This window comes from Pseudarthrobacter sp. 10T415 (assembly GCF_056394175.1).
Window position 1 is genome coordinate 1 of sequence record NZ_JBFTHJ010000004.1, and the last position, 21,233, is coordinate 21,233.

The window sequence follows — 21,233 nt, forward strand, 5'->3', positions numbered from 1 at the left end:
CCGAACCCGGAAGCTAAGACCCACAGCGCCGATGGTACTGCACCCGGGAGGGTGTGGGAGAGTAGGACACCGCCGGACATCATTTGAGTAGGGCCCTGACACACACCATGTCAGGGCCCTACCACTTTAACCACCACACACCACACACCACACACCACACACCCAAACGTGGCAGCACCCGGACCCCCGCCCACTCTTGGCGGCACCCACCCGAACCCCCGCTCAGTCGTGGTGGCTTAGGCCCGGATCCGCGCTCAGTTCTGGCGGCTCTGGTCCGGATCCGCGCTCACTCGTAGCGGTTCAGGCCCGGACCCCCGCTCAGTTCTGGCGGCTCAGGCCCGGACCCCCGCTCCGTCGTGGCGGTTCCCACCCGGACTCCCGCTCATTACTGGCGGCTCAGACCCTGACCCGCGCTCACTGCAGCTGAACGCGCATCAGAATGATAGCCACCACTATTGAGCGCGCGTCGGAGGGATAGCCACCACGAGTGAGCGCGCGTCGGAGGGATAGCCACCACGAGTGAGCGCGCGTCACAGGGATAGCCGCCACAAGTGAGCGCGCATCCGACGAACAGCCGCCACTAGTGAGCTCGCGTCACAGGGAGTGGGGGAGGCTCCGGCGGGCTGAGGCTGGAAGGTGCCCGCCGGCGTCGTACGTATCTCAACGTCCCAACGTGACCTGTCAGGCTCCGCTGAGGGCGAAAAACCCCCCAATATGCGGTGATTAACCTCAAAAAGTCGCGGAAACACGCGGAATTTGCGGCCCCGAGGGGTGGTAGCTGGTAAGTTTTCGAACAGTGGCCTGCGCGCACACCGCGTGCGGGCTCCGTAACCAGACCGTCCAGGAGGACATCAATGGCTAAGAACCGTAGTGAACTTGTTGCAGAGGTAGCGGGCAAGGCCGGCACCAGCCAGGCAGCCGTCAACACCGTCCTCGACGCACTGTTCGAGGTTTTCGAGACTTCTGTCGCCGCTGGCGAGAAGATCACCATCCCGGGCTGGCTGGCAGTGGAGCGCACCGACCGTGCAGCTCGCACCGGCCGCAACCCGCAGACGGGTGAGACCATCCAGATCGCAGCAGGCCACAGCGTCAAGCTGACCGCCGGCTCCAAGCTGAAGGCTGCCGTCTCCAACAAGAAGTAGGCTTCTTCGCCCGGCGCAACGCCGGAGCAGCTCTGGGAGCGGTGACCTGAGGGTCACCGCTCCTCTTGCTTTAAGCCCCGGCCCGGAGCCACCGGCCGATTCGCCGCACAGCCCGGCGTGGCGGACAATGTAGTGGTGTCTTCTGCCGCAAAACCACGTTCCGCCACGCCTCAGCCCGCTCCCGGGAACGGAGCGAAGGGGACGGGCGGCAATGCCCTCGGAATCCCGAAAGGCTGGCAGCTCGCCGGTCTTGCTGCGGTGTTCCTGGCCCTCGTCGCAGCACTGATTTTCTCCGGCGCTGCAGTGACCCGCGGCGTCTCCGATCCCGGCGCACTGGTGCGCTGGGGGCTTCCGATCAGTAAGGCGCTGCACAACGTGGCCGTGGCCACTGTCATCGGCGGCCTGATCTTCGCCGTAGGGATTCTCCCCAGGAGCCTGTCAAAGCGCAGCCGGGACAAAGGCGACGCCGGAGACAAGGACGGCCCGGAACACCCAGCCTTCAGCCGGGCCCTCGCCGTAGCAGCCGCCGCAGGTGCGGTGTGGACCCTGTCCGCTATCGCCGTGCTGGTCCTGACCTACGCGGATGTGGCCGGACAACCCCTTTCGGGTGACGCCGAATTCACCCAGGCGCTCGTCTACTTCATGACAGACATCGAGACCGGGCGGGCCTGGCTGGCGGTAACGATCATCGCTGCCGTCGTCACCACGGCACTGTTCGGGGTCCGGTCCCTGGGCGGCCTGGCCCTCACCCTGATCCTGGCGCTGATCGGCCTCGTCCCTACGGCCCTGATCGGCCACTCGTCCAGCTCCTCGGACCATGAAGGGGCCATCAACTCTCTCGGACTCCACCTGGTGGGTGTGAGCACCTGGGTGGGCGGCATCATCCTGCTGGCACTCCTGTCCGGGATCCTCACCGGCCCCAAGGCCGGTGCAACAACGGACATCACCGAGCCGACGCTGCGCCGGTTCTCTACCCTCGCCGGTTTCGCCTTCTTCCTGGTCTTCGCTTCCGGTGTCATCAATGCCAGCATCCGGATCACCAGCTGGGGAGACCTCTTCGGCTCGTCATACGGACAGCTGATCCTTGCTAAGTCCGCCGCCACCCTGGTCCTGGGCGGCATCGGGTTCATGCACCGGCAGTGGGTCATCCCGCAGTTGGGCCGCAAGGGATCCACCATGTCTTCCCGGCGTGTGCTCTGGCAACTGCTCCTCGCCGAACTCCTGGTGATGGGCGCAACCTCAGGTATCGCCGTCGCGCTGGGCCGCTCAGCGCCCCCGCAGCCCACCACGTTCGCACCCGACGCCTCGCCGGCTTTCATCCTGACCGGCTACGAGCTCCCCCCGGAACTGACCGCCACCCGGTGGTTCACCGAGTGGCGCCTGGACTGGCTGTGGATCGCGGTAGCCCTGTTCGGGCTCGTGACCTACGTCCTGGGCGTCGCCAAGGTCCACCGCCGCGGCGACAAGTGGCACTGGTTCCGCACCGTCAACTGGATCATCGGCCTCATAGTCCTCACCTACATCACGTCAGGGCCGCCGGCGGTGTATGGCCGCATCCTCTTCTCGGCACACATGGTGGACCACATGGCCCTGACCATGGTGGCGCCCATCTTCCTGGTGCTCGGCGCCCCGGTGACGCTGGCCCTGCGCGCGCTGCCCGCCCGCGGCGACGGCTCACGGGGTGCCCGCGAATGGATCCTGGTGTTCGTTCACTCGAAGTTCTCCCAGCTGGTCACGCATCCGCTGTTTGCCGCGGCCAACTTCGCCGGCTCGATCGTGATCTTCTACTTCTCCGATCTGTTCGGCTACGCCATGCGCGAGCACGTTGGCCACGAACTCATGAACCTGCACTTCCTCCTCACCGGGTACATTTTCGTGCTCACCATGATCGGCACCGATCCCCTGCCGCGCAGGGCCCCGTACCCCATGCGGCTGCTGCTGCTCCTCGCCACCATGGGCTTCCACGCGTTCTTCGGCGTCTCCATCATGGGCGGCACCGGGCTGCTCGCAGCCGACTACTTCGGCAACCTGGGCCGCACGTGGGGCCAGTCCGCGCTGGCCGACCAGCAGACCGGCGGAGCGGTGGCCTGGGGCATCGGTGAGGTGCCCACGCTCCTGGTGGCAATCGGCGTCGCGATCATGTGGTCCCGCTCGGACCAGCGGGAGACCAAACGCGTGGACCGCGCGGCGGACAGGAATAACGACGCCGATCTGGCCGCTTACAACGATATGTTTGCCAAATTGGCTGAACGCGATGCCAGGCTGGCTGACCGCAACAAGCTGGAAGGACGCTGATGAGCGAAACCGTACGCACCCATGCCCGGGTCCGGGCCTCCGAACTGGTGGGCCGCAACTGGCTGAACACCGGCGGCAAGACCCTGGACCTCGAAGCCCTCCGCGGCAAGATCGTCCTGCTCGATTTCTGGACCTTCTGCTGCATCAACTGCCTGCACGTCCTGGACGAGCTGCGGCCGCTGGAGGAGCAGTATTCGGATGTCCTGGTGACGGTGGGTGTCCACTCGCCCAAGTTCGAGCACGAGGCCGATCCCGTGGCCCTGGCCGCAGCCGTGGAGCGCTACGAGATCCACCACCCCGTCCTGGACGATCCTGAACTGGACACCTGGAAGGCCTACACCGCCCGCGCCTGGCCCACCCTGGTGGTCATCGACCCCGAGGGCTACATCGTGGCGCACCTGTCCGGTGAAGGCCACGCAGACGGCCTGGCAGTGCTGATCCCCGAGCTGATCGCCGAACATGAGGCCAAGGGCACGCTGCACCGCGGCTCCGGCCCGTACGTGGCCCCTGAGGCCACCTCCGGCACCCTGCGCTTCCCCGGCAAGGCGCTCTTCCTGCCGGCAGGCCGCGGGTCCACGGCCGGGGAGGAAGCGTCCGACGGCGGCACGGCAGCGGGTGCCGCCGCCAGCGGTTCCGACGGCAAGGGTTCCTGGCTGGTCACCGACACCGGCCACCACCGCCTCGTGGAACTCGGCACGGACTTCGAAACTGTCCTTGCCACCTACGGCTCGGGTACCAAGGGCTACTCCGACGGTCCTGCCGCCGGGGAAGACGCCACCGCACAGTTCAACGAGCCCCAAGGCCTGGTCCTGCTGCCGGAAGACGTGGCAGCCAAGACGGGCTACGACGTCGTTATTGCCGACTCGGTCAACCACCGCCTCCGCGGCCTGTCCCTGACGGACGGCAAGGCACTGACCCTTGCCGGCAACGGGGTGCAGCGGCTCCTGGAAACCGGGCCTGCCCGCGTGGACGAGGACGGTGCCGGCTTCAGCGGTTCCCTGGGCAATGACCCCCTGGACGTCTCGCTGAGCTCTCCCTGGGACGTTGTGTGGTCGCGCAAGCTGAACGCCGTGGTGGTGGCCATGGCCGGCACGCACCAGATCTTCAGCTTCGACCCCCTCACCGGCGGCGTGGCCATCGTGGCCGGCAACGGACTGGAAGGGCTGCTGGACGGCCCTGCACACGAGTCCTGGTTCGCCCAGTCCTCAGGCCTTGCCGAGGACGCGGACGGGAATATCTGGGTCGCCGACTCTGAAACATCGGCGCTGCGCACGCTGGTGATCGACGACGCCGGGACGGTGACCGTGAAGACCGCCGTGGGCAAGGGCCTGTTCGACTTCGGCTTCCGCGACGGTACTGCGGCCGAGGCCCGGCTGCAGCACCCGCTGGGCGTCACGGTCCTCCCGGATGGCTCCGTAGCCATCGCCGATACCTACAACGGCGCCGTCCGCCGGTATGACCCCGCCAACGGCACCGTGTCCACGCTGGCCCGTGGCCTCGCCGAGCCGTCCGACGTGATTGTGGACGCCACCGGGGCTGCCGGCGCTGAGCCGCTGCTGGTGGTGGTGGAGGCCAACAAGCACCAGCTGGTGTACGTGCCCATTCCCAAGGAAGCGCAGCAGGTGGACGAGGGCGCCGCCCAGACGCAGCGGCCCAAGAGCCCCGTAGCTCCGGGACCGCTGGAACTGACGGTCCGCTTCACCGCCCCGACCGGGCAGAAGCTCGACGACCGCTGGGGTGACCCCACCCAGCTGAAGATCTCCTCCACGCCGCCCGAGCTGCTGGTGTCCGGCGGCGGCACCTCCGTGGGGCTGCTGCGCACGCTGGAGCTCTCCCCGGACGTTCCCGAGGGCGTGCTGCACATTACCGCCCGCGCAGCGGCCTGCGACGGGCCCGAGACCGAGGACGGCGAGATCCCGGACCACGCCGCCTGCCACCTGTACCAACAGGACTGGGGCATCCCGGTGCTGCTGCAGGCCGACGGCGACACCGAGCTGGTCCTGGACCTCCGCGGCATGGACTGACGCGCAGCCGTCGTACGCGCCAAAGTGGCCCGGTTTTCGCTCTTGAGGAGCGTAAGCCGGGCCCTTTCCGTTGGACTGAGCTGTGATAGCTGGGCCACTTTGGGAGGGCCGATTGTCCACATAGCTGTGGCAGCACCTCCCCCCGGGGCCGCGGAAGCGGACATCGTTGCCTGATGGATCCTGCGGAAATCCTTCGATCAGGTGGCGGAGTGCTGTTGAGGCGCGACGTGCTGGCGGCCGGTGCTACGGATGTGGACCTGCGCAGGGCGGTGCGGACGGGCCAGGTGGTCCGGCTTGAACGCGGTTTGCTGGCTGTGCCCGATGCTGACAGCGAGCTGGTTTTGGCCGGACAGGCCCACGGGCTCCTGACATGTGTGTCCGCAGCGCCGATGTACGGACTGTGGCAGCTCCAGGCTCCCGCGCGGCCGCACTATTGGCACAGCAATGGCCGAAGCGCGGCGGGATGTATCAGCCACAGGACACCCCTGATACAGGAACCCCGGCATCGGACGCTGGCAGCACTCCCCGATGTCCTCCTCCATGCATTGCTGTGTCTGCCTGAGCTGGAGTCGCTGGTGATGGTGGAATGCGCCTACAACCGAGGGGAGATCGATTCGGCGTCCCTGTACCGCCATCTGGGTGGCAACCGGTTCGGTAAGGCACGCAACGTTTTGGGCAAGGTGGAACGAGGTGCTGACTCCCTGCTGGAAACCTTGGCGAGGGTGCTGTTCAGGGAAGCCGGCATAGCCACAGAGACCCAGGTGTGGATCAACGGCGTCGGACGCGTCGACTTCCTGCTGGAGGGTTTCCTTATTGTCGAAATCGACGGAATCGCCTTCCATCTGGAATCACGGCAGTTCAAGAAGGACCGCCGCCGGGATAACTCCGCCATCGTGCAGGGCCTGCCCGTGCTCAGGTTCTTCTATGATGACGTGGTTTTTGCGCCCCAGTCCGTCCTGGCGCAGGTCCGAGAGGTGCTGTCACGAGGTTCGCTGCGGTGGCCACTGCCAAACCAGCCCAGCTTTCGGCGGGATTGGGCATAGGAGTACAGGCAAACTTTGGAGGCCGGCTTCAAAGCTGGGCCAGTGTGGCCGGGCGGCAGCCAACACAGGCAGGAAACCCTAGAAGCTCAGCTGGGGTGTGACCTTCACGGTGTCGCCCGAGACGTCCAGGCGGGTGGTGAAGCTGAAATCCACCTCTTCGTCCAGCGGGTACCAGGCGCCGGTGAAGGAGTTCTGCTGCAGCGCCTCCACTTTGGCTTTCCCGTCCAGTGGCGATACCACCCAGCGGCCGTCAAAGGGTTCGATGGAGACGTTGGGGTACTCGGTGACGGACCACTTGATGCTGCCGTCCTGCACCCTGTTGTTGCTGGCGTAGTAGAAGGGGCAGTCGGGCTGCAGCCGCTGCTCCTTCTGGGCTTCGGCGGCGCAGCCGTCCAGGAATTCCCGGACCTTGGCGGACACGTCCTCCTTGAGCTTGCCGGTGGCCTGGGTCAGCAGGTTCAGTGGAGCCACGGGGGTGTCCCGCCCGGTCACTGTTGCGCGGCTGGCGGGGGCGGAGAAGTACTGGCCATCCAGCGATGCTTCGTATTCGCCGGGGTAGAACACAGCGAAGGAGTTCCGGCCGTTGGGCATGTTCACGGGGACGCCGTTGATGTTCGCTTCGCTGCCGTTCACCACTGTGATGTCCACCGTGGGCAGCCGTGACGGGACAAAAGCCCAGGTGTTGAAGAAGATCCATTCGGTGCCGGTCTTCTGCAGCACGAATTCGGTGCTGAGCCGGCTTCCGTCAATGGTGTAGTCCATCGGCACTGCCACGCGGTTGTCCGGACGTTCCTCCGGCTCGCCGATCTGGACGTTGGAGAGCCTCGACGCAGCTGTCTGCAGGGCCGTGCCATCGAGCATGGCGGCGTTGCTGGGCGGAACGGTGGCCCGCAGGAGGCCCAGCGCCTTGCCGCCGTTCCCGCTCTGCAGGGCGTCAATGTACTCGCGCACCGGCTGCTGCGGGCTGGCCACCGTGCTGTTGACCAGGTTGATGGCCACAATGGCTCCGGCCACGGCAAGCATGAGGCCCAGCAGCCACCCGGCCGCTATCCTCACCAACGCTTGACTCATCTGCACGTTTATTACAGTAACGTCAGTACGTTGGCACACTAAAGTCGGCGCCTCCCCTAATTCCCGCCGCAGCCCGACGTTGGCACCAGGGACAGCGCCCGACGACGCCGGCACGAAGAGTGCCCGGCCGCACCTTTGATCCAGCCTGGCCCGGCCCTGGCGGGGTCCGCGGGTACCCGCGCCGGGGCCCCGGGGTCAGCGGCGGCGACGCCGGGAGGACGTGCCGAACATGCCGCGCAGCAGCTCACGGCCCAGCTGGGTGCCCACGGACCGGGCCATGCTTTTCAGCCCGCCCCCCAGGGCGCCGCCGAGCACACCGCCCAGGTCGCCCATGATTCCGCCGCCGGGCTGGGGCTCGGGTGCACGGGGTGCCCGGGGAGCCGGGACGCTGCCAGCCCTTTCAGCAGCCTCTTCCCTACCGGAACTGGTACCCGACGGCCTGCTGCTGGGCCGGCCCAGGATTTCCTCTTCGATGCGCCGTGCCTCGGCGTCGACGTCGTTCTGCTGCGAAGCCCCACCCGGTGTTCCGGCGGGAGCCGCCGGACCGGTAGGTGCTGCCGTCTTGCCGGTGAGCTTCTCGTACGCGGAAGGGTTGTCCACCGCTGTGCCGTACTTGCCCAGCAGCGCGGACCCGGCCACGGTGCTCCGGACCAGGGCCTCGTCGCTGGGACCCATGACCGATTCTGGGGCCCGCAGCCGGGTGAGGGCCACCGGGGTGGGGGCGCCCTTGTCGTTCATGACAGTAATGACCGCTTCACCGATCCCGGCCGACGTGAGCGTCTCCTCGAGGTCATAGTCGCTGAGCGGGAACGTGGACACTGTGGCCTTGAGGGCCTTGGCATCCTCCGGCGTGAAGGCCCGCAAGGCGTGCTGGACCCGGTTCGCCAGCTGGCCGAGGACGTCGGCAGGGACATCCTTGGGGGTTTGGGTGACGAAGAAGATGCCCACGCCCTTGGACCGGATCAGCCGGACGGTGGAGGTAATGGCGTCCAGGAAAGCCTTGGAGGCACCGTTGAACAGCAGGTGCGCCTCGTCGAGGAAGAAGACCAGCTTGGGCTTGTCCAGGTCGCCGGCTTCGGGGAGGTCTTCGAAGAGATCGGCGAGCAGCCACATGAGGAACGTGGAGAACAGCATGGGCTTGTTCTGCAGCGTGGGCAGTTCCAGGCAGGTCACCACGCCGCGGCCATCCGGTGCTGTGCGCAGCAGTTCGGCGGTATCAAACTCCGGTTCGCCGAAGAACTTCTCCAGCCCCTGGGCTTCGAGCGTGACCAGTTCGCGCAGGATCACCCCGGCGGTGGCCTTCGAGAGCCCGCCGAGCTGCTCGAGCTCGTCCTTGCCTTCGTCGGACGTCAGGAACTGGATGACCGCCCGGAGGTCCTTGAGGTCGATCAGTTCCAGGCCGTTCTTGTCGGCGAAGTAGAAGACCAGCTGCAGGCTGGATTCCTGGGTGTCGTTGAGCTCCATGATCCGCGAGAGCAGGATTGGCCCGAACGAGGTCACCGTGGCCCGGACGGGGATGCCGTTGCCGTCGCCGCCCAGCGCCAGGAATTCCACCGGGAAGGTCTTGCCGTGCCAGTCCTGGCCAATGCTCTGCGTGCGGGCCAGGAGCTTCTCGCTGCCGGCCGCGGCCGTGGCGAGCCCGGAGAGGTCACCCTTGATGTCCGCCAGGAAGACGGGAACGCCGGCGGTGGAAAGCTGTTCGGCCATCATGTGCAGGGTGACGGTCTTGCCGGTACCGGTGGCTCCGGCCACCAGGCCGTGCCGGTTCATCATGGCCAGCGGCAGCCGCACCGGCGCGTCCTTGTGGAGTTCGCCGTCGATCAGGGCCGCCCCCAGCTCGATGGTGGCGCCTTCCAGGGCGTAGCCCTTCTGGATGGTGGCAAGCTTCTCTGCGGTGGTTTTGTTCGCCATGGCGCTAGCTTAGCGGCGGCCGGTGCATCTGCCGAGGTGTGGGGAAGGTCAGTTCCGCGCCGTACCGTTGCCGGCGGCGGGAAGGTCCTTGGTGAACGCCAGCGCCCCGATGGTCTCGGGGTCCGCGGACAGGTCAAACTGGGCCTCGTAACCCGTGCTCAGGTAGAGGTGTTTGGCCTCGGGCTGCCGCGGGCCGGTGGTCAGGTACAGGCCGGTATATCCGCGCGCAGCTGCCAGGGCCTCCAGCTCGGCGAGCACCAGGCGGGCCAGGCCACGACGGCGGTGGGCGGAGTGGGTCCAGATCCGCTTCAGTTCCGCCGTGGTGGCGTCATACCGGCGGAACGCGCCGCCGGCGATGGATTCGCCGTCTTCCTGGATGATGAGCAGCGCACCGGAGGGGCCCTCGAATTCCGCTGCCGGGTACCGGTTCAGTTCTTCGGCCGCGGCGCCGCTGCCGAAGAGGTCCCCGTATCGGGTGTCGTATTCGACGGCGAGCTCGTCCAGGAGCGGCCGGACCCGGGGATCGTGCATGGGCAGGATGAGGACTTCCAGGGCGGCGCGGTCCAGGGGACGGGGCTGGACTTCTGGTTCTGCTGTCACCGGTGGTTCCTTGTCAGGGTCTGGTTTTGTCCGGCAGCGGCCGGCTCTGGGGATATTGTGGCGGACATTCCGCCGGCAAGGTTGCCGGCCGTGCCGAGGATGGTCCGGGCCAGGGCATCGTTTTCGCGGAACGGGGCTGCGTTGGTGCGCGGCCGGGCAAAGGCTCCCGCGCCCCAGCCGGACGTTCCGGGGCCCACGCCGAACACGGTGGCCTGCGGGGTGCCGTCCGCCCCCACCAGCCGGTGCTGCGGGGTCACCAGCAGCTTGCCGGTGGAGTGGATCCCGTCCGCGGTCAGCAGCTGCTGCTCGGTTCCCAGCCCGCTGCCGTTCAGGGAGACCAGGACGGGGTTGAGTGACCGGACCACCGAGGTGGCCGGCAGCCTGGCCTCGATGAACGCCCGCGCCGAAACCACAGCATCGGATTGCGGGGACGCGGCCACGAAAGCCCCGGTTGCTTCATCGGGGGTGACCTCCACGCCGGGTCCCAGGAACTGCAGCAGCCCGGCTCGGTGCAGGGCCAGCATCTGCCGCAAACGGTGGGGCGGCGGCCCGGAATCGACGAAGCTGAAGAACCCGTGCCACCATCCATGGATGGTCTGCTGGGACCGGGCGTTCAGCCGGTCCGCGGGGACCACCCGGCCCACCTCCATGTACACGTGCAGCAGGGCCAGGAACAGGGCGAGCGTCTCGGGATGGTCCGGGGTGTCGCGGAGGGCGAGGTCGTGTTCGATGTATCCGGCCACGGCATCCTGCACGGCACGGTGGTCCGCGAAGCGGCGCCCGTCGAAGGGGCGGTCCAGCCGTTCGAGGTCCAGGTGCAGGGCGTCGTCCGGGACCGCGGCGGCCACCAGCTCTGCGCGCTCGCCGCTGTACCAGTCCAGCCCGGCGTACCGGGCCGCGAACGAATCCCAGCCCATGGCAGCCCGTTCGGGGCTTCCGGTCAGGAGCTCGCGGTAGTAGTAGTACCCGGCCTCCTTGGCCACCAGCGGCCAGAGGTGCTGGTGGAAGTCCAGTTCCCCGTGGCTCTGGAGCAGGGATTCCACAGCGGCAGGGGTGAAGAACCGCAGCGGTCCGGGTGCTTCACCGCGGAGGGTGGCAGAGATCTTGGAATGGTAGGGAACGCCGCGGCGCGACCCGGCCCACAGCCGCGGTTCCCGTCCGGACGGAAGGTAGCGCAGCCCGCCGTCGGGCGCTTCCTCGAACCGGCCGCCGCGGCCCTCCATCAGGATGACCAGCAAGTCCACGAAGGCCAGGCCCATGCCGGAGACGATGACGTCCTGGCCCGGGGCTATGCCGGAGTAGTCGACGTCGGTGGTGTAGCTGGGTGCCGCGTGGTACCCGCCGTGCCGGGCAGCGAAGTCCGCGTAGCCGGAGGAGGCGGCGTCCGGCAGGGAATCGGTGTGGCCCAGCGCGGTCACCAGGATGTCAGCGTGCACCGTCCGGCCGTTGGCCAGCGCGACTTCGTGCCCGCCGTCCGGCAGGGGTGAGATCCCGACGGCGGTGCTCCGGTGGGTGGTGACGCTGCGGTTCAGTGCCCTGGCGGCGCGGCGGAAGAACCATTCGAGGTACTGGCTCTGCAGCTGGCGGGTGGGGAACGTGGTGCCGTTGAGTGCCCGGAGCTGGTCCTGCAGGTGCTGCGGGAAGTCCGGCACGTCGGTGATGGACCCGTCCAGGACTCCGGCGGTCCACTCCACCAGCCCGGGGCCGGCAAAGGCGGGGCCGTCGCAGGCCACGGACTCGTCGGTGAACATGGTGATGTCCGCTGCCATGGAGTTCAGCAGCAGGCCCGGGTCCTGGTCGTACCGCCAGATGCGGCCCGAGCCCGGAACGTGCGGCTCCACCACATGGATCTCCAGCGGACCGGCAAAAACATCCGGCCGGTTGGCGGCGATGCGCTCCAGGACGCCGGCCGTGCGCGGTCCGCCACCGATGAATACGACGGCCGGAATCTTCGCTGGCATGGGGGCTCCTGACGGGCGGATGGGCGGGTTGGCGGGAGGTGCAGCGGCGCGTTGGCAGCCGCCGGAGTGCCCATGCTAGGCAGCGGTGACGACGCCGGTCGAGCGGCCGGTCACGCCCGTTAACTCCGCGTCACAACAGGTCAAAAGACGCAAGAAACCGACTCATGACGCAGTGCGAAGCCCGGTGAACTAATGCAACTTCCGGTGTTGCCGCCCCGTTTGGGCCGGTCCTAGATTTGCAGCCAGCAACCGGGGCAAAAGCCCAGGCCGGGGCGCCCGCTCCGGCCCGAACACCAGGACCCAGGACAAGAAGCGAGGTGGCACATGAGTTCAGCAACATCGAGGGTGGCGCAGGCACGGCCGGCACCCACGGGAGAGCCGGCAGCGACTGCGGAGACCGAAGCGGCGGCAGCCGCTCCCGGACAGGCGGCCACCGAATCCGCTTCTGCAACCGGCAGCAACCTGCCGTCAGGCGGGGGATTGCCGCCCGAAGGAACAGCGCGCATTGCCGCTGACTATTCCTCATACCGCGTCGTGGCTGCCAAGCATCCGTGGCGCTGGGTGGGAACTGCCGCCGTGGCGCTCGGCGTCCTGGCTGTGGCCTGGTCGCTGGCCACCAACCCGCGCTGGGAGTGGGGTGTGGTGGCGCAGTGGTTTACCGCGCAGTCAGTGGTCAACGGCCTGGTGGAAACCCTGAAGCTCACCGCCATCTCCGGCATCCTCGGCTTCGTGCTGGGCTTCATCCTGGCACTCATGCGGTTGTCCGCCTCGCCGCTGCTGGTGTCCGTCTCCTGGACGTTCTCCTGGATCTTCCGGTCCACGCCGCTGCTGGTCCAGCTGCTCCTCTGGTACAACCTGGGCTACCTCTACGAAAAGATCAGCCTGGGCATCCCGTTCACGGACGTGCGGTTCTTCGAGGTGCAGACCACCACGCTGATCAGCCAGTTCGCCGCGGCCGTCCTGGGCCTGACACTGAACCAGGCCGCCTACTCCGCGGAGATCATCCGCGGCGGCATCCTCTCCGTGGACCAGGGCCAGCTGGAGGCCGCTGCCGCCCTGGGCATCCCCGCCTGGCGCCGCTCCACGCGGATCGTCCTGCCGCAGGCCATGCGCGCCATCCTGCCCACCGCCTTCAACGAGATCATCGGCCTGGTCAAGGGCACTTCGATCGTCTACGTCCTGGCCTACTCGGAGCTGTTCTACACCGTGCAGGTGATCTACAACCGCACCCAGCAGGTCCTGCCGCTGCTGCTGGTGGCCACCCTCTGGTACGTGGTGATCACTTCCGTGCTCAGCGTCTTCCAGTACTACATCGAACGCCACTACTCCAAAGGCGCCGTGCGTAACCTGCCGCTGACGCCACTGCAGAAGGCCCGCAAGTTCTTCGCCACCCACGCCGTCACCAACCGGAAGAGCCTCTGATGACCGCCACCCTTTCAGCCCCCGCCACCCGCGGGCTCGTCGAAATCACCGGCGTCCGCAAGTCCTTCGGCGCCACCGAGGTGCTCAAAGGAGTCAGCCTCACCGTGGAGCCGGGCGGCGTGGCCGTGATCGTGGGCCCGTCCGGTTCCGGTAAATCCACCCTGCTGCGCACCATCAACCACCTGGAAAAGGTGGACGGCGGCCACATCTCCATCGACGGCAAGCTGGTGGGCTACGAGATCCGCGGCCAGAAACTCCACGAACTGCGGGAGAAGGACATCCTCAAGCAGCGCACCGAGATCGGCATGGTGTTCCAGAACTTCAACCTCTTCCCGCACCTGACCGCCCTGGAAAACGTGGCGGAAGCACCTGTCGTAGCGCAGGGCCGTTCCAAGGAGGAAGCCCGCCGCCGCGGCCTGGAACTGCTGGACCGTGTAGGGCTCAAGGACCGCGCCGGCGCCTACCCCCGGCAGCTTTCCGGCGGACAGCAGCAGCGCGTCGCCATCGCCCGTGCCCTGGCGCTGGACCCCAAGATCCTGCTGTTCGACGAGCCCACCTCCGCCCTGGACCCGGAACTGGTCAACGAAGTGCTGGACGTCATCCGGGAACTGGCCAAGTCCGGCACCACCCTGATCATCGTCACCCACGAAATGGGCTTCGCCCGTGACGTGGCGGACACCGTGGTGTTCATGGACCAGGGCCAGATCGTGGAACAGGGCACCCCTCAGCAGATTTTCACCAACCCCCAGGAACCGCGCACCCGGAGCTTCTTCTCCAAGGTGCTCGAACCGGCTTTCAACATCTAAGGACCATCCATGGCTCTCTCCACCCCGCGCTTCCGTACGCGCCGCTCACTGGCAGCACTGCCCGCCGTCGTCCTCCTGGGAACGGCCGCGCTGTCCGCCTGCGCAGACCCCGGCGCTTCGGCCTCCGGTGACGCCTCCGGCGCGGCGCAGACGACGGCGGCACGCAACGGCGTGGTCTACAACACCTCCCCGGACCAGCAGCGGATCCGCGGCGGGAAGGACGCGGCGCTCGCCGCCAAGGTCCCCGGGTTGATCGGCAAGGACGGGAAGCTGACCGTGGCCACCACGGCCGGGTCCATTCCCCTGTCCTTCCACGCCACTGATGACAAGACGCCCATCGGCTCCGAGCTGGACATTGCCCAGCTGGTGGCGGACAAGCTGGGCTTGGAACTCGACGTCCAGGTCACGTCCTGGGAGAACTGGCCGCTGAAGACCCAGTCTGGCGACTTCGAGGTAGTTTTCTCCAACGTGGGCGTCAACAAGGACCGCGTGAAGCTGTTCGACTTCGCCAGCTACCGCGCCGCGTTCATGGGCTTCGAAGCCAAGAAATCCGCCACCTACGACATCAAGGGTGCGGACGACATCTCCGGTCTGCGCGTCTCCGTCGGCTCCGGCACCAACCAGGAAAAGATCCTGCTGGCCTGGAACAAGGAGCTGGAGGACAAGGGCAAGGCGCCGGCCACCCTGCAGTATTACCAGTCCGAGGCGGACACCATCCTGGCGCTGTCCTCGGGCCGCACGGACCTCAACATCGCCCCCTACCCGTCCACCGTGTACCGGGAAAACACCCGCGACGACCTGAAGGTGGTGGGCAAGGTGAACGCCGGCTGGCCGTCAGAGACGCTGGTGGCCGCCACGTCGCTGAAGGGCAACGGGCTGGCTCCGGTGATCACTGAGGCCCTGAACTCCGCCATCAAGGACGGTTCCTACGGCAAGGTCCTGGAACGCTGGGGCCTGTCAGAGGAAGCGCTGCCGGAAGCCAAGACCATCACGGAGGACAACTACGCCGCCAGCCAGACCGCCGCCACGGCCACCGCCAGCGCATCAGCCGAAGCATCGAAGAAGTCCTCATGAAATTCCAGGTCCTGGACATCATTCCGCACCTGAAGAACCCGCTCACCGGGGAGATCGTCTCCACCGCGGACCGGCTGAACCAGGTAGTGGAAACGGCCCGCCGGGCAGAAGCCCTGGGCTTCGACAGCTTCTCGGTGGGGGAGCGGCACGCCGGCGAGTTCATCTCCTCCTCTCCCACCACCGTGCTGGCGGCCATCGCAGCCGTGACGGACCGGATCCGGCTGCACACCGGCGTCACGGTGCTGTCCGTGCTGGACCCGGTGCGGGTGGCTGAGGACTACGCCACCATTGACCAGCTCAGCCGCGGCCGCCTGGAAATCACCGTCGGCAAAGGCAACGAGGTGCTGCAGTACCCGCTCTTCGGCCTGGACCTGGCGGACCAGTGGGACCTGCTGGCCGAAAAGTACGGGCTGCTGCGCCGGCTGTGGCGCGAGGAAGGCGTCACCTGGTCCGGCAGGTTCCGGTCCGCGCTGACCGAGCCGGCCACCACCACGCCCCGTCCCTTCGACGGTCCGCCGCGTATTTGGCACGGCTCTGCTACAACGCAGACGTCGGCCGCCCTGGCCGGCAAGTGGGGCGATCCCCTGTTCACCGCCAACGCCATCCAGCCGCGGGAAAACTATGCCGTGCTGATCGATCACTACCGCGAAGAGTACGAACGCCACGGCCACGACCCCCGCCACCAGTACGTGGGCTCGGGCTGCGGCGCCGGCGGCGTGTTCATCGCCGACACCACCCAGGAGGCGGTGCGCCAGTTCGGGCCCGTCTACGAGGCTTTGACGGCCAACCGCAACGTGCCGGGCAACAACTCGCCCTTCCGGGACATCCAGCACGCCGTGGCCGAGGGGCCCGCGCTGGTGGGCAGCCCGGAGCAGGTGATCGACAAGATCCTGAGCTACCACCAGCTGTACCGCCACGACCTGCAGTCCATCTCCCTGCCCACCACCCTGCCCTTCGAACAGCAGCTGGAAATCCTCGAACGCTTCGCCCTCGAAGTGATCCCGGCCGTCCGGGCCGCAGCGCCCACCAGCCTGTGGGAGGCCGGGGACCCTCACGGCAGCCGCCCCGAATTCACGCGATCCAACCCGTCCGCCAACGCCAGCAGGAGTGAGAACGCCCTTGTCCACTGAAACAGCCCTCGAGACCTTCGACGCCGACTGGCAGGAGTGGCATGCGGCGCACGAGCGCCACCGCGCCCACCCGCACGGCTTCCTCGCCGTGACCCACCTCCACTGGCTCAGCAGCGACCCTGCCGCGCTGGAAGGCGCCCCGGGCACGTGGAGTGCGGATGCCGACGTCGTCCGCGTTGTCCTGCAGCCGGGTGAGAGCCTGCAGCAGGACGGCAGGGAACTGAACACCGAAGCCGGCGCAACCCTGGACTTCGGACCCATCGCCGAACGCGGCGGGATCAACCTCGTGTCCGGCGAGACCGTCATCGAGGTGGCCAAGCGCGGCGGCGAGTACATCGTGCGGCCGCGGAACCCGGAGAACGGGCTGCTGCGCGAGTACCAGGGCACGCCCGCCTACTCGCCCGATGCCGCCTACGCCGTCCGCGGAACGTTCGTTCCGTTCGAGGCGCCGCGGCCCACCACGGTAGGTGCCGCCGTCGAGGGCATCCAGCACGTTTACGAGGCCCCTGGCGAGATCCGCTTCAAGCTGGCCGGCCAGGAACTGGCGCTGACCGCATTCAACGGGCACGCCCCGGGCTCTCTCTCGGTGCTGTTCACGGACCAAACCTCCGGTGCCACCACCTACGCGGCCAACCGCTCGCTCTCCGTGGTGCCCGCAGCGGACGGCTCCGTGGTGCTGGACTTCAACCGGGCGGTCAACCTGCCGTGCGCCTACACGGACCTGGCCACCTGCCCGCTGCCCCCGGCCGAAAACCGGCTGCCCGTGGCCATCGAGGCCGGCGAAAAGATTCCCTACGAACGTCAGGACCAGAAGTGAGCAACACCGACACCCCTTCGGCCGAGGGAAGCCAGGCCGGCTTCCTGGCCATCGAGCTCGACGGCGCCGGTTGGGACGGAGCGGACATCTCCCGCGCCGTGCTGGCGGCAGAGTCCGCCGGCTTCCACGCAGCCACCTTCACGGACGCGCCGGTTCCCGGCCGCGCCAACGCACTGCAGCGGGCGGCGTTCGCCGGCCCCATCACCAGGTCGATTGCCCTGGTGCCCGAAGTGGACACCGTCTACACCGAGCCGTTCCACGTTTCCACCCAGCTGGCCAGCCTCGACTACGTCTCCGGCGGCCGGGCCGGATGGATCGTCTCCGCAGACGAGGCACCAGCGGCTGCTGCCGCCGTCGGACGTTCTTCCGTCACCGGTGCCGCGCTGGGCCAGGAAGCTGCCGCGTCCATTGAGGTGTCCCGGCGGCTCTGGGACTCGTGGGAGGACGACGCCGTGATCCGCGACGTCCCCACCGGGCGGTACATCGACGTGGACAAGCTCCACTATGCCGACTTTGAGACACCGGCCGGGTTTGCCGGCGCGGGCTACTCGGTGAAGGGCCCGTCCATCATTCCGCGGCCGCTGCAGGGACAGCTGCCCGTCCTGGCTCCGGCATCGCTGCTCGGTGAAGTGCCGGCTGACGCCGTGGACGCCGTACTGGTGTCCGCGCCAACCCCTGAACTGCTGGCCGCGGAAGTCCTCGACGTGCGTTCCCGGGTGGGTGGGTCCGTGGCGGTAATCGCCGAGCTCGACGTCGTCCTCGACTCGCGCGGGCAGGCTGCGGCGTCGCGCGCAGCCGCCACCGGCGTGGACGCCGACGGCGGCCGGGCGGCCTTCGCGGGCACCGCCGCCGCCCTGGCGGACTTCCTGGAGTCGCTGCTGGCGGACGCTGACGGCGTGCGCCTCCACCCGGCGTCGCTCGCCCTGGACCTCGACGAACTGGGACGCCTGGTCCTGCCCGAGCTGCGCCGCCGCGGAGCGCTCCGCCCCGTGCTGCAGGACGGAACCTTCCGCGACCTGCTGGGCCTGGAGCGCCCGGCCAGCCGCTACGCCCCTGCCGCCGCCGGCACCGGAAAGTAAGGAAAAACCATGACACAGCACAACCGTGCTAAATCCGACATCTTCCAGCCCACCGGTCAGATCCAGTTCGGCATCTTCTTCCAGGGCGTCAACTCAGGCACCATCTGGAAGGCGGCGGAATCCGGCTCGCAGACCGACTTCGAATCCTTCCGCCGCATCACCCAGACCGCAGAACGCGGACTGTTCGCCGCCTTCTTCCTCGGCGAGGGACTGCGCCTGCGCGAGCACCTGGGCCGCCCGCACGCCCTGGACGTGGTGGGCCGCCCGGACGCGCAGACCATGCTCGCCGCCCTGGCGTCGGTGACCAAAAACATCGGCCTGGTGGCCACCCAGAACACCACCTACAACGACCCCGCAGACCTGGCGCACCGGCTCGCCTCGCTGGACCTGATCTCGGGCGGCCGCGCCGCGTGGAACATCGTCACCACGGACAACGCCTGGACCGGCGCCAACTTCCGCCGCGGCGGGTACCTGGACCACGCGGACCGGTACAAGCACGCCGAGGCATTCGTGGAGACGGCCAAGCGGATCTGGGACTCCTGGGAGACCCCCGCCGGCCCCGCCCGCCGTGTGCTCCACGAAGGCCAGCACTATACGGTGGACGTCACACCGCGGCTGCCGCGCAGCGCCCAGTACCGGCCGGTCCTGTTCCAGGCCGGCGACTCGCCCGAGGGCCGGAACTTCGCTGCCCGCCAGGCCGACGTGATCTTCTCCGCCCACCCGAAGTTCGACGACGCCCTGGAGTTCCGCAAGGACCTCGTGGAGCGATCGGTGGCGGCGGGCCGCGGCGCCAACGCCGTGCAGATCATGCCGGCCAGCGAATTCATCCTCGCGGCCACCGCAGAAGAGGCCGCGGAAAAGAAGGAATGGGTGCGGAGCCTGCAGATCGGCCCGCAGCAGGCTGTCGCCTACCTGGAGCAGTTCTGGGGCCGCGAACTGTCCGCCTACGATCCCGACGGCCCGCTGCCCGAGATCGATCCCGTGGTGGAGGAGACCTCCGAGACCCGCGGCAGCGGCTTCCACGGCGCGAAGGCCCGCCAGCTGGCGGACCAGTGGCGTGCCGAGGCCAAGGACAAGGGCCTGTCCATCCGCCAGTTCGTGACCTCCAAGACGGCGCGGATCGACGCCACGTTCACCGGGTCCTACACGGCCGTGGCGGACCACCTGGCCGAATACGCCCGGACGGGCGCGGTGGACGGGTTCAACATCTCGCCGTGGCTGGTTCCCACCGGCCTGGATGACATCGTCAACCACCTGGTGCCGGAGCTGCAGGAGCGCGGCGTGTACCCCACGGAGTACCGCGGCAGCACGCTGCGCGAGAATCTCGGCCTGGAAACGCCTGTGCGCACGGCCGACGCGCCGTCCGGGGCGGTCCGCGCCTGATGCGTACTGCAACCTGGCGGGGAAGGGACGACGACGGCGGCGAGGAGAGCGCCGTCGCAGGCCCTTCCCTGGGGGCTGCTTCGGAGGAAACCTGCAGGCTGCAGCTGACCGTGTGGGAGCAGTGGCTGTAGGCCCTTCCTTAACTGACGCGGGCCGCCGCACCACCCGTATGGCCTGGGTGGTGCAGCGGCCCGCTCGAATCTGCCTGGGGGAGACCCCGCGTGGCCCGCGGCTTAGTTGAGGTAGCCGTTCGGGTTCAGGACGTACTTCGTGGCCGCTCCGGCATCGAATTCCGCGTAACCGCGGGGGGCGTCTTCGAGCGAGATGGCCGTGGCGTTGACGGCCTTGGCGATGTGGATCCTGTCATGCAGGATCGCCATCATCAGCTGCCGGTTGTACTTCATCACCGGGCACTGGCCGGTGGCGAAGGAAAGGGACTTGGCCCAGCCCGTGCCCAGCGACAGGGACAGGCTGCCCTTCTGGGCTGCCTCATCCGCGGCGCCCGGATCTCCGGTGACGTAGAGGCCGGGAATGCCGACGGACCCGCCGGCGGTGGTGATGTCCATCAGCGAATTGAGCACCGTGGCCGGTGCCTCCTGGGCGCCGTGGCCGTGTCCGCGGGCTTCGAAGCCGACGGCGTCGATTCCGGAATCCACTTCCCGGACGCCGAGGATCTGCTCGATCTGGTCGGCGGGGTCGCCGTTGGCCACGTTGACGGTTTCGCAGCCGAAGGACCGGGCCTGGGCCAGGCGGTCCTCATTGAGGTCTCCGACGATGACCACCGCTGCACCCAGCAGCTGCGCGCTTGCGGCCGCGGCAAGGCCCACGGGTCCCGCTCCGGCAACGTAGACGGTGGAGCCGACGCCGACACCCGCTGTGACGGCGCCATGGAAACCGGTGGGCAGGATGTCGGAGAGCATGGTCAGGTCCATGATCTTCTCAAGGGCCTGGTCGCGGTCCGGGAAGCGCAGGAGGTTCCAGTCGGCGTAGGGGACCAGGACGTATTCGGCCTGGCCGCCAACCCACCCACCCATATCCACGTAACCGTAGGCGGACCCTGGACGGTCCGGGTTGACGTTCAGGCAGATTCCGGTCTTGCGCTCCTTGCAGTTCCGGCAGCGGCCACAGGAGATGTTGAAGGGGACCGAGACGATGTCCCCCACCTTGATGAACTCGACGTCCGGCCCGGCCTCAATGACTTCACCGGTGATTTCGTGCCCCAGGACGAGTCCAGCCGGGGCGGTGGTGCGGCCGCGGACCATGTGCTGGTCCGAACCGCAGATGTTGGTGCTTACGGTGCGCAGGATGACCCCGTGCGGAACCTTCCGGCCAACATTGATGGGATTGACGCCGGGGCCGGCCTGCAGTTCGAAGGTGGGGTAGGGGGTATCGATGATTTCGACGACCCCGGGCTCCTTGTACGCAACGGCTTTGTTACCTGACATGGGCATGGCTCCTATGGTTGGCATTTGATT

Annotated in this window: 17 protein-coding genes and 1 rRNA gene; 13 read left to right on the plus strand and 5 right to left on the minus strand. The window is 67.8% G+C overall.

The window, feature by feature from the left end; translation table 11 throughout:
- The 5 genes from rrf to AC1DBN_RS07570 all read left to right on the plus strand — a co-directional run.
- Positions 1-78: ribosomal RNA gene (gene rrf / locus AC1DBN_RS07550) — 5S ribosomal RNA — on the plus strand; the annotation flags it as partial.
- 776 nt (positions 79-854) lie between these two features.
- Positions 855-1,142, plus strand: coding sequence for an HU family DNA-binding protein (locus AC1DBN_RS07555; RefSeq protein WP_015938867.1), 288 nt, complete (start codon positions 855-857; stop codon positions 1,140-1,142).
- A gap of 132 nt (positions 1,143-1,274) precedes the next feature.
- A complete protein-coding gene (locus tag AC1DBN_RS07560) occupies positions 1,275-3,437 on the plus strand; it encodes a bifunctional copper resistance protein CopD/cytochrome c oxidase assembly protein (RefSeq protein WP_091723697.1) in 2,163 nt (720 codons plus the stop codon).
- Positions 3,437-5,461 (plus strand): NHL domain-containing thioredoxin family protein, encoded by a 2,025-nt coding sequence (locus tag AC1DBN_RS07565; protein WP_477722927.1) that lies wholly within the window; start codon positions 3,437-3,439, stop codon positions 5,459-5,461. The genes AC1DBN_RS07560 and AC1DBN_RS07565 overlap by 1 nt, the downstream gene beginning before the upstream one ends.
- A 173-nt stretch (positions 5,462-5,634) precedes the next feature.
- A complete protein-coding gene (locus tag AC1DBN_RS07570) occupies positions 5,635-6,504 on the plus strand; it encodes a type IV toxin-antitoxin system AbiEi family antitoxin domain-containing protein (protein WP_477722928.1) in 870 nt (289 codons plus the stop codon).
- Positions 6,505-6,582: 78 nt separating this feature from the next.
- Here the strand turns inward: AC1DBN_RS07570 and AC1DBN_RS07575 are convergent, their stop codons facing one another.
- From AC1DBN_RS07575 to AC1DBN_RS07590, 4 genes are all read right to left on the minus strand, one after another.
- Complete coding sequence (locus AC1DBN_RS07575; RefSeq protein ID WP_172829880.1) at positions 6,583-7,575, minus strand: hypothetical protein; 993 nt, start codon at positions 7,573-7,575, stop codon at positions 6,583-6,585.
- A gap of 195 nt (positions 7,576-7,770) precedes the next feature.
- Positions 7,771-9,486 carry a helicase HerA-like domain-containing protein gene (locus tag AC1DBN_RS07580; RefSeq protein WP_477722929.1) on the minus strand — a complete coding sequence of 572 codons (1,716 nt, stop codon included), beginning with the start codon at positions 9,484-9,486 and terminating at the stop codon, positions 7,771-7,773.
- Between the two features lie 48 nt (positions 9,487-9,534).
- Positions 9,535-10,086, minus strand: a complete 552-nt coding sequence (locus AC1DBN_RS07585; protein ID WP_091716599.1) for a GNAT family N-acetyltransferase — start codon at positions 10,084-10,086, stop codon at positions 9,535-9,537.
- Complete coding sequence (locus AC1DBN_RS07590; RefSeq protein ID WP_091716587.1) at positions 10,083-12,047, minus strand: FAD/NAD(P)-binding protein; 1,965 nt, start codon at positions 12,045-12,047, stop codon at positions 10,083-10,085. The genes AC1DBN_RS07585 and AC1DBN_RS07590 overlap by 4 nt, the downstream gene beginning before the upstream one ends.
- Positions 12,048-12,371: 324 nt before the next feature.
- Here AC1DBN_RS07590 and AC1DBN_RS07595 point away from each other — a divergent pair, with 324 nt between their 5' ends.
- The 8 genes from AC1DBN_RS07595 to AC1DBN_RS07630 are packed head-to-tail and all read left to right on the plus strand — an operon-like array spanning position 12,372 to position 19,889.
- The gene (locus AC1DBN_RS07595) at positions 12,372-13,469 is read left to right on the plus strand and encodes an amino acid ABC transporter permease (RefSeq protein ID WP_172829879.1); all 1,098 of its coding nucleotides are present in this window, start codon (positions 12,372-12,374) and stop codon (positions 13,467-13,469) included.
- Positions 13,469-14,275: an amino acid ABC transporter ATP-binding protein gene (locus tag AC1DBN_RS07600; protein WP_091716586.1), complete on the plus strand. Its 807-nt coding sequence runs from the start codon at positions 13,469-13,471 to the stop codon at positions 14,273-14,275. Before AC1DBN_RS07595 ends, AC1DBN_RS07600 begins: the two co-directional genes overlap by 1 nt.
- A gap of 9 nt (positions 14,276-14,284) precedes the next feature.
- The gene (locus tag AC1DBN_RS07605) at positions 14,285-15,349 is read left to right on the plus strand and encodes an ABC transporter substrate-binding protein (RefSeq protein ID WP_091716584.1); all 1,065 of its coding nucleotides are present in this window, start codon (positions 14,285-14,287) and stop codon (positions 15,347-15,349) included.
- Complete coding sequence (locus AC1DBN_RS07610) at positions 15,346-16,479, plus strand: LLM class flavin-dependent oxidoreductase (protein WP_314215676.1); 1,134 nt, start codon at positions 15,346-15,348, stop codon at positions 16,477-16,479. Before AC1DBN_RS07605 ends, AC1DBN_RS07610 begins: the two co-directional genes overlap by 4 nt.
- Positions 16,469-17,296 carry a DUF1684 domain-containing protein gene (locus tag AC1DBN_RS07615; RefSeq protein WP_314215674.1) on the plus strand — a complete coding sequence of 276 codons (828 nt, stop codon included), beginning with the start codon at positions 16,469-16,471 and terminating at the stop codon, positions 17,294-17,296. The genes AC1DBN_RS07610 and AC1DBN_RS07615 overlap by 11 nt, the downstream gene beginning before the upstream one ends.
- Positions 17,293-18,375 carry an LLM class flavin-dependent oxidoreductase gene (locus AC1DBN_RS07620; protein ID WP_477722930.1) on the plus strand — a complete coding sequence of 361 codons (1,083 nt, stop codon included), beginning with the start codon at positions 17,293-17,295 and terminating at the stop codon, positions 18,373-18,375. Before AC1DBN_RS07615 ends, AC1DBN_RS07620 begins: the two co-directional genes overlap by 4 nt.
- A gap of 9 nt (positions 18,376-18,384) precedes the next feature.
- The gene (locus tag AC1DBN_RS07625) at positions 18,385-19,758 is read left to right on the plus strand and encodes an NtaA/DmoA family FMN-dependent monooxygenase (protein WP_091716577.1); all 1,374 of its coding nucleotides are present in this window, start codon (positions 18,385-18,387) and stop codon (positions 19,756-19,758) included.
- A complete protein-coding gene (locus AC1DBN_RS07630) occupies positions 19,758-19,889 on the plus strand; it encodes a hypothetical protein (RefSeq protein ID WP_269457147.1) in 132 nt (43 codons plus the stop codon). Before AC1DBN_RS07625 ends, AC1DBN_RS07630 begins: the two co-directional genes overlap by 1 nt.
- A gap of 102 nt (positions 19,890-19,991) precedes the next feature.
- On the opposite strand, the gene fdhA is transcribed toward AC1DBN_RS07630, so the two are convergent.
- Positions 19,992-21,203 carry a formaldehyde dehydrogenase, glutathione-independent gene (gene fdhA / locus AC1DBN_RS07635; protein WP_091716575.1) on the minus strand — a complete coding sequence of 404 codons (1,212 nt, stop codon included), beginning with the start codon at positions 21,201-21,203 and terminating at the stop codon, positions 19,992-19,994.
- Positions 21,204-21,233 lie beyond the last annotated feature (30 nt).

Excerpts from the sequence above, each read along its gene's own strand:
- AC1DBN_RS07555 (WP_015938867.1), top strand. The coding sequence starts at position 855 with ATGGCTAAGAACCGTAGTGAACTTGTTGCAGAGGTAGCGGGCAAGGCC.
- AC1DBN_RS07565 (WP_477722927.1), top strand. The coding sequence starts at position 3,437 with ATGAGCGAAACCGTACGCACCCATGCCCGGGTCCGGGCCTCCGAACTG.
- AC1DBN_RS07570 (WP_477722928.1), top strand. The coding sequence starts at position 5,635 with ATGGATCCTGCGGAAATCCTTCGATCAGGTGGCGGAGTGCTGTTGAGG.
- AC1DBN_RS07575 (WP_172829880.1), bottom strand. The coding sequence starts at position 7,575 with ATGAGTCAAGCGTTGGTGAGGATAGCGGCCGGGTGGCTGCTGGGCCTC.
- AC1DBN_RS07580 (WP_477722929.1), bottom strand. The coding sequence starts at position 9,486 with ATGGCGAACAAAACCACCGCAGAGAAGCTTGCCACCATCCAGAAGGGC.
- AC1DBN_RS07590 (WP_091716587.1), bottom strand. The coding sequence starts at position 12,047 with ATGCCAGCGAAGATTCCGGCCGTCGTATTCATCGGTGGCGGACCGCGC.
- AC1DBN_RS07595 (WP_172829879.1), top strand. The coding sequence starts at position 12,372 with ATGAGTTCAGCAACATCGAGGGTGGCGCAGGCACGGCCGGCACCCACG.
- AC1DBN_RS07600 (WP_091716586.1), top strand. The coding sequence starts at position 13,469 with ATGACCGCCACCCTTTCAGCCCCCGCCACCCGCGGGCTCGTCGAAATC.
- AC1DBN_RS07605 (WP_091716584.1), top strand. The coding sequence starts at position 14,285 with ATGGCTCTCTCCACCCCGCGCTTCCGTACGCGCCGCTCACTGGCAGCA.
- AC1DBN_RS07610 (WP_314215676.1), top strand. The coding sequence starts at position 15,346 with ATGAAATTCCAGGTCCTGGACATCATTCCGCACCTGAAGAACCCGCTC.
- AC1DBN_RS07625 (WP_091716577.1), top strand. The coding sequence starts at position 18,385 with ATGACACAGCACAACCGTGCTAAATCCGACATCTTCCAGCCCACCGGT.
- AC1DBN_RS07630 (WP_269457147.1), top strand. The coding sequence starts at position 19,758 with ATGCGTACTGCAACCTGGCGGGGAAGGGACGACGACGGCGGCGAGGAG.
- fdhA (WP_091716575.1), bottom strand. The coding sequence starts at position 21,203 with ATGTCAGGTAACAAAGCCGTTGCGTACAAGGAGCCCGGGGTCGTCGAA.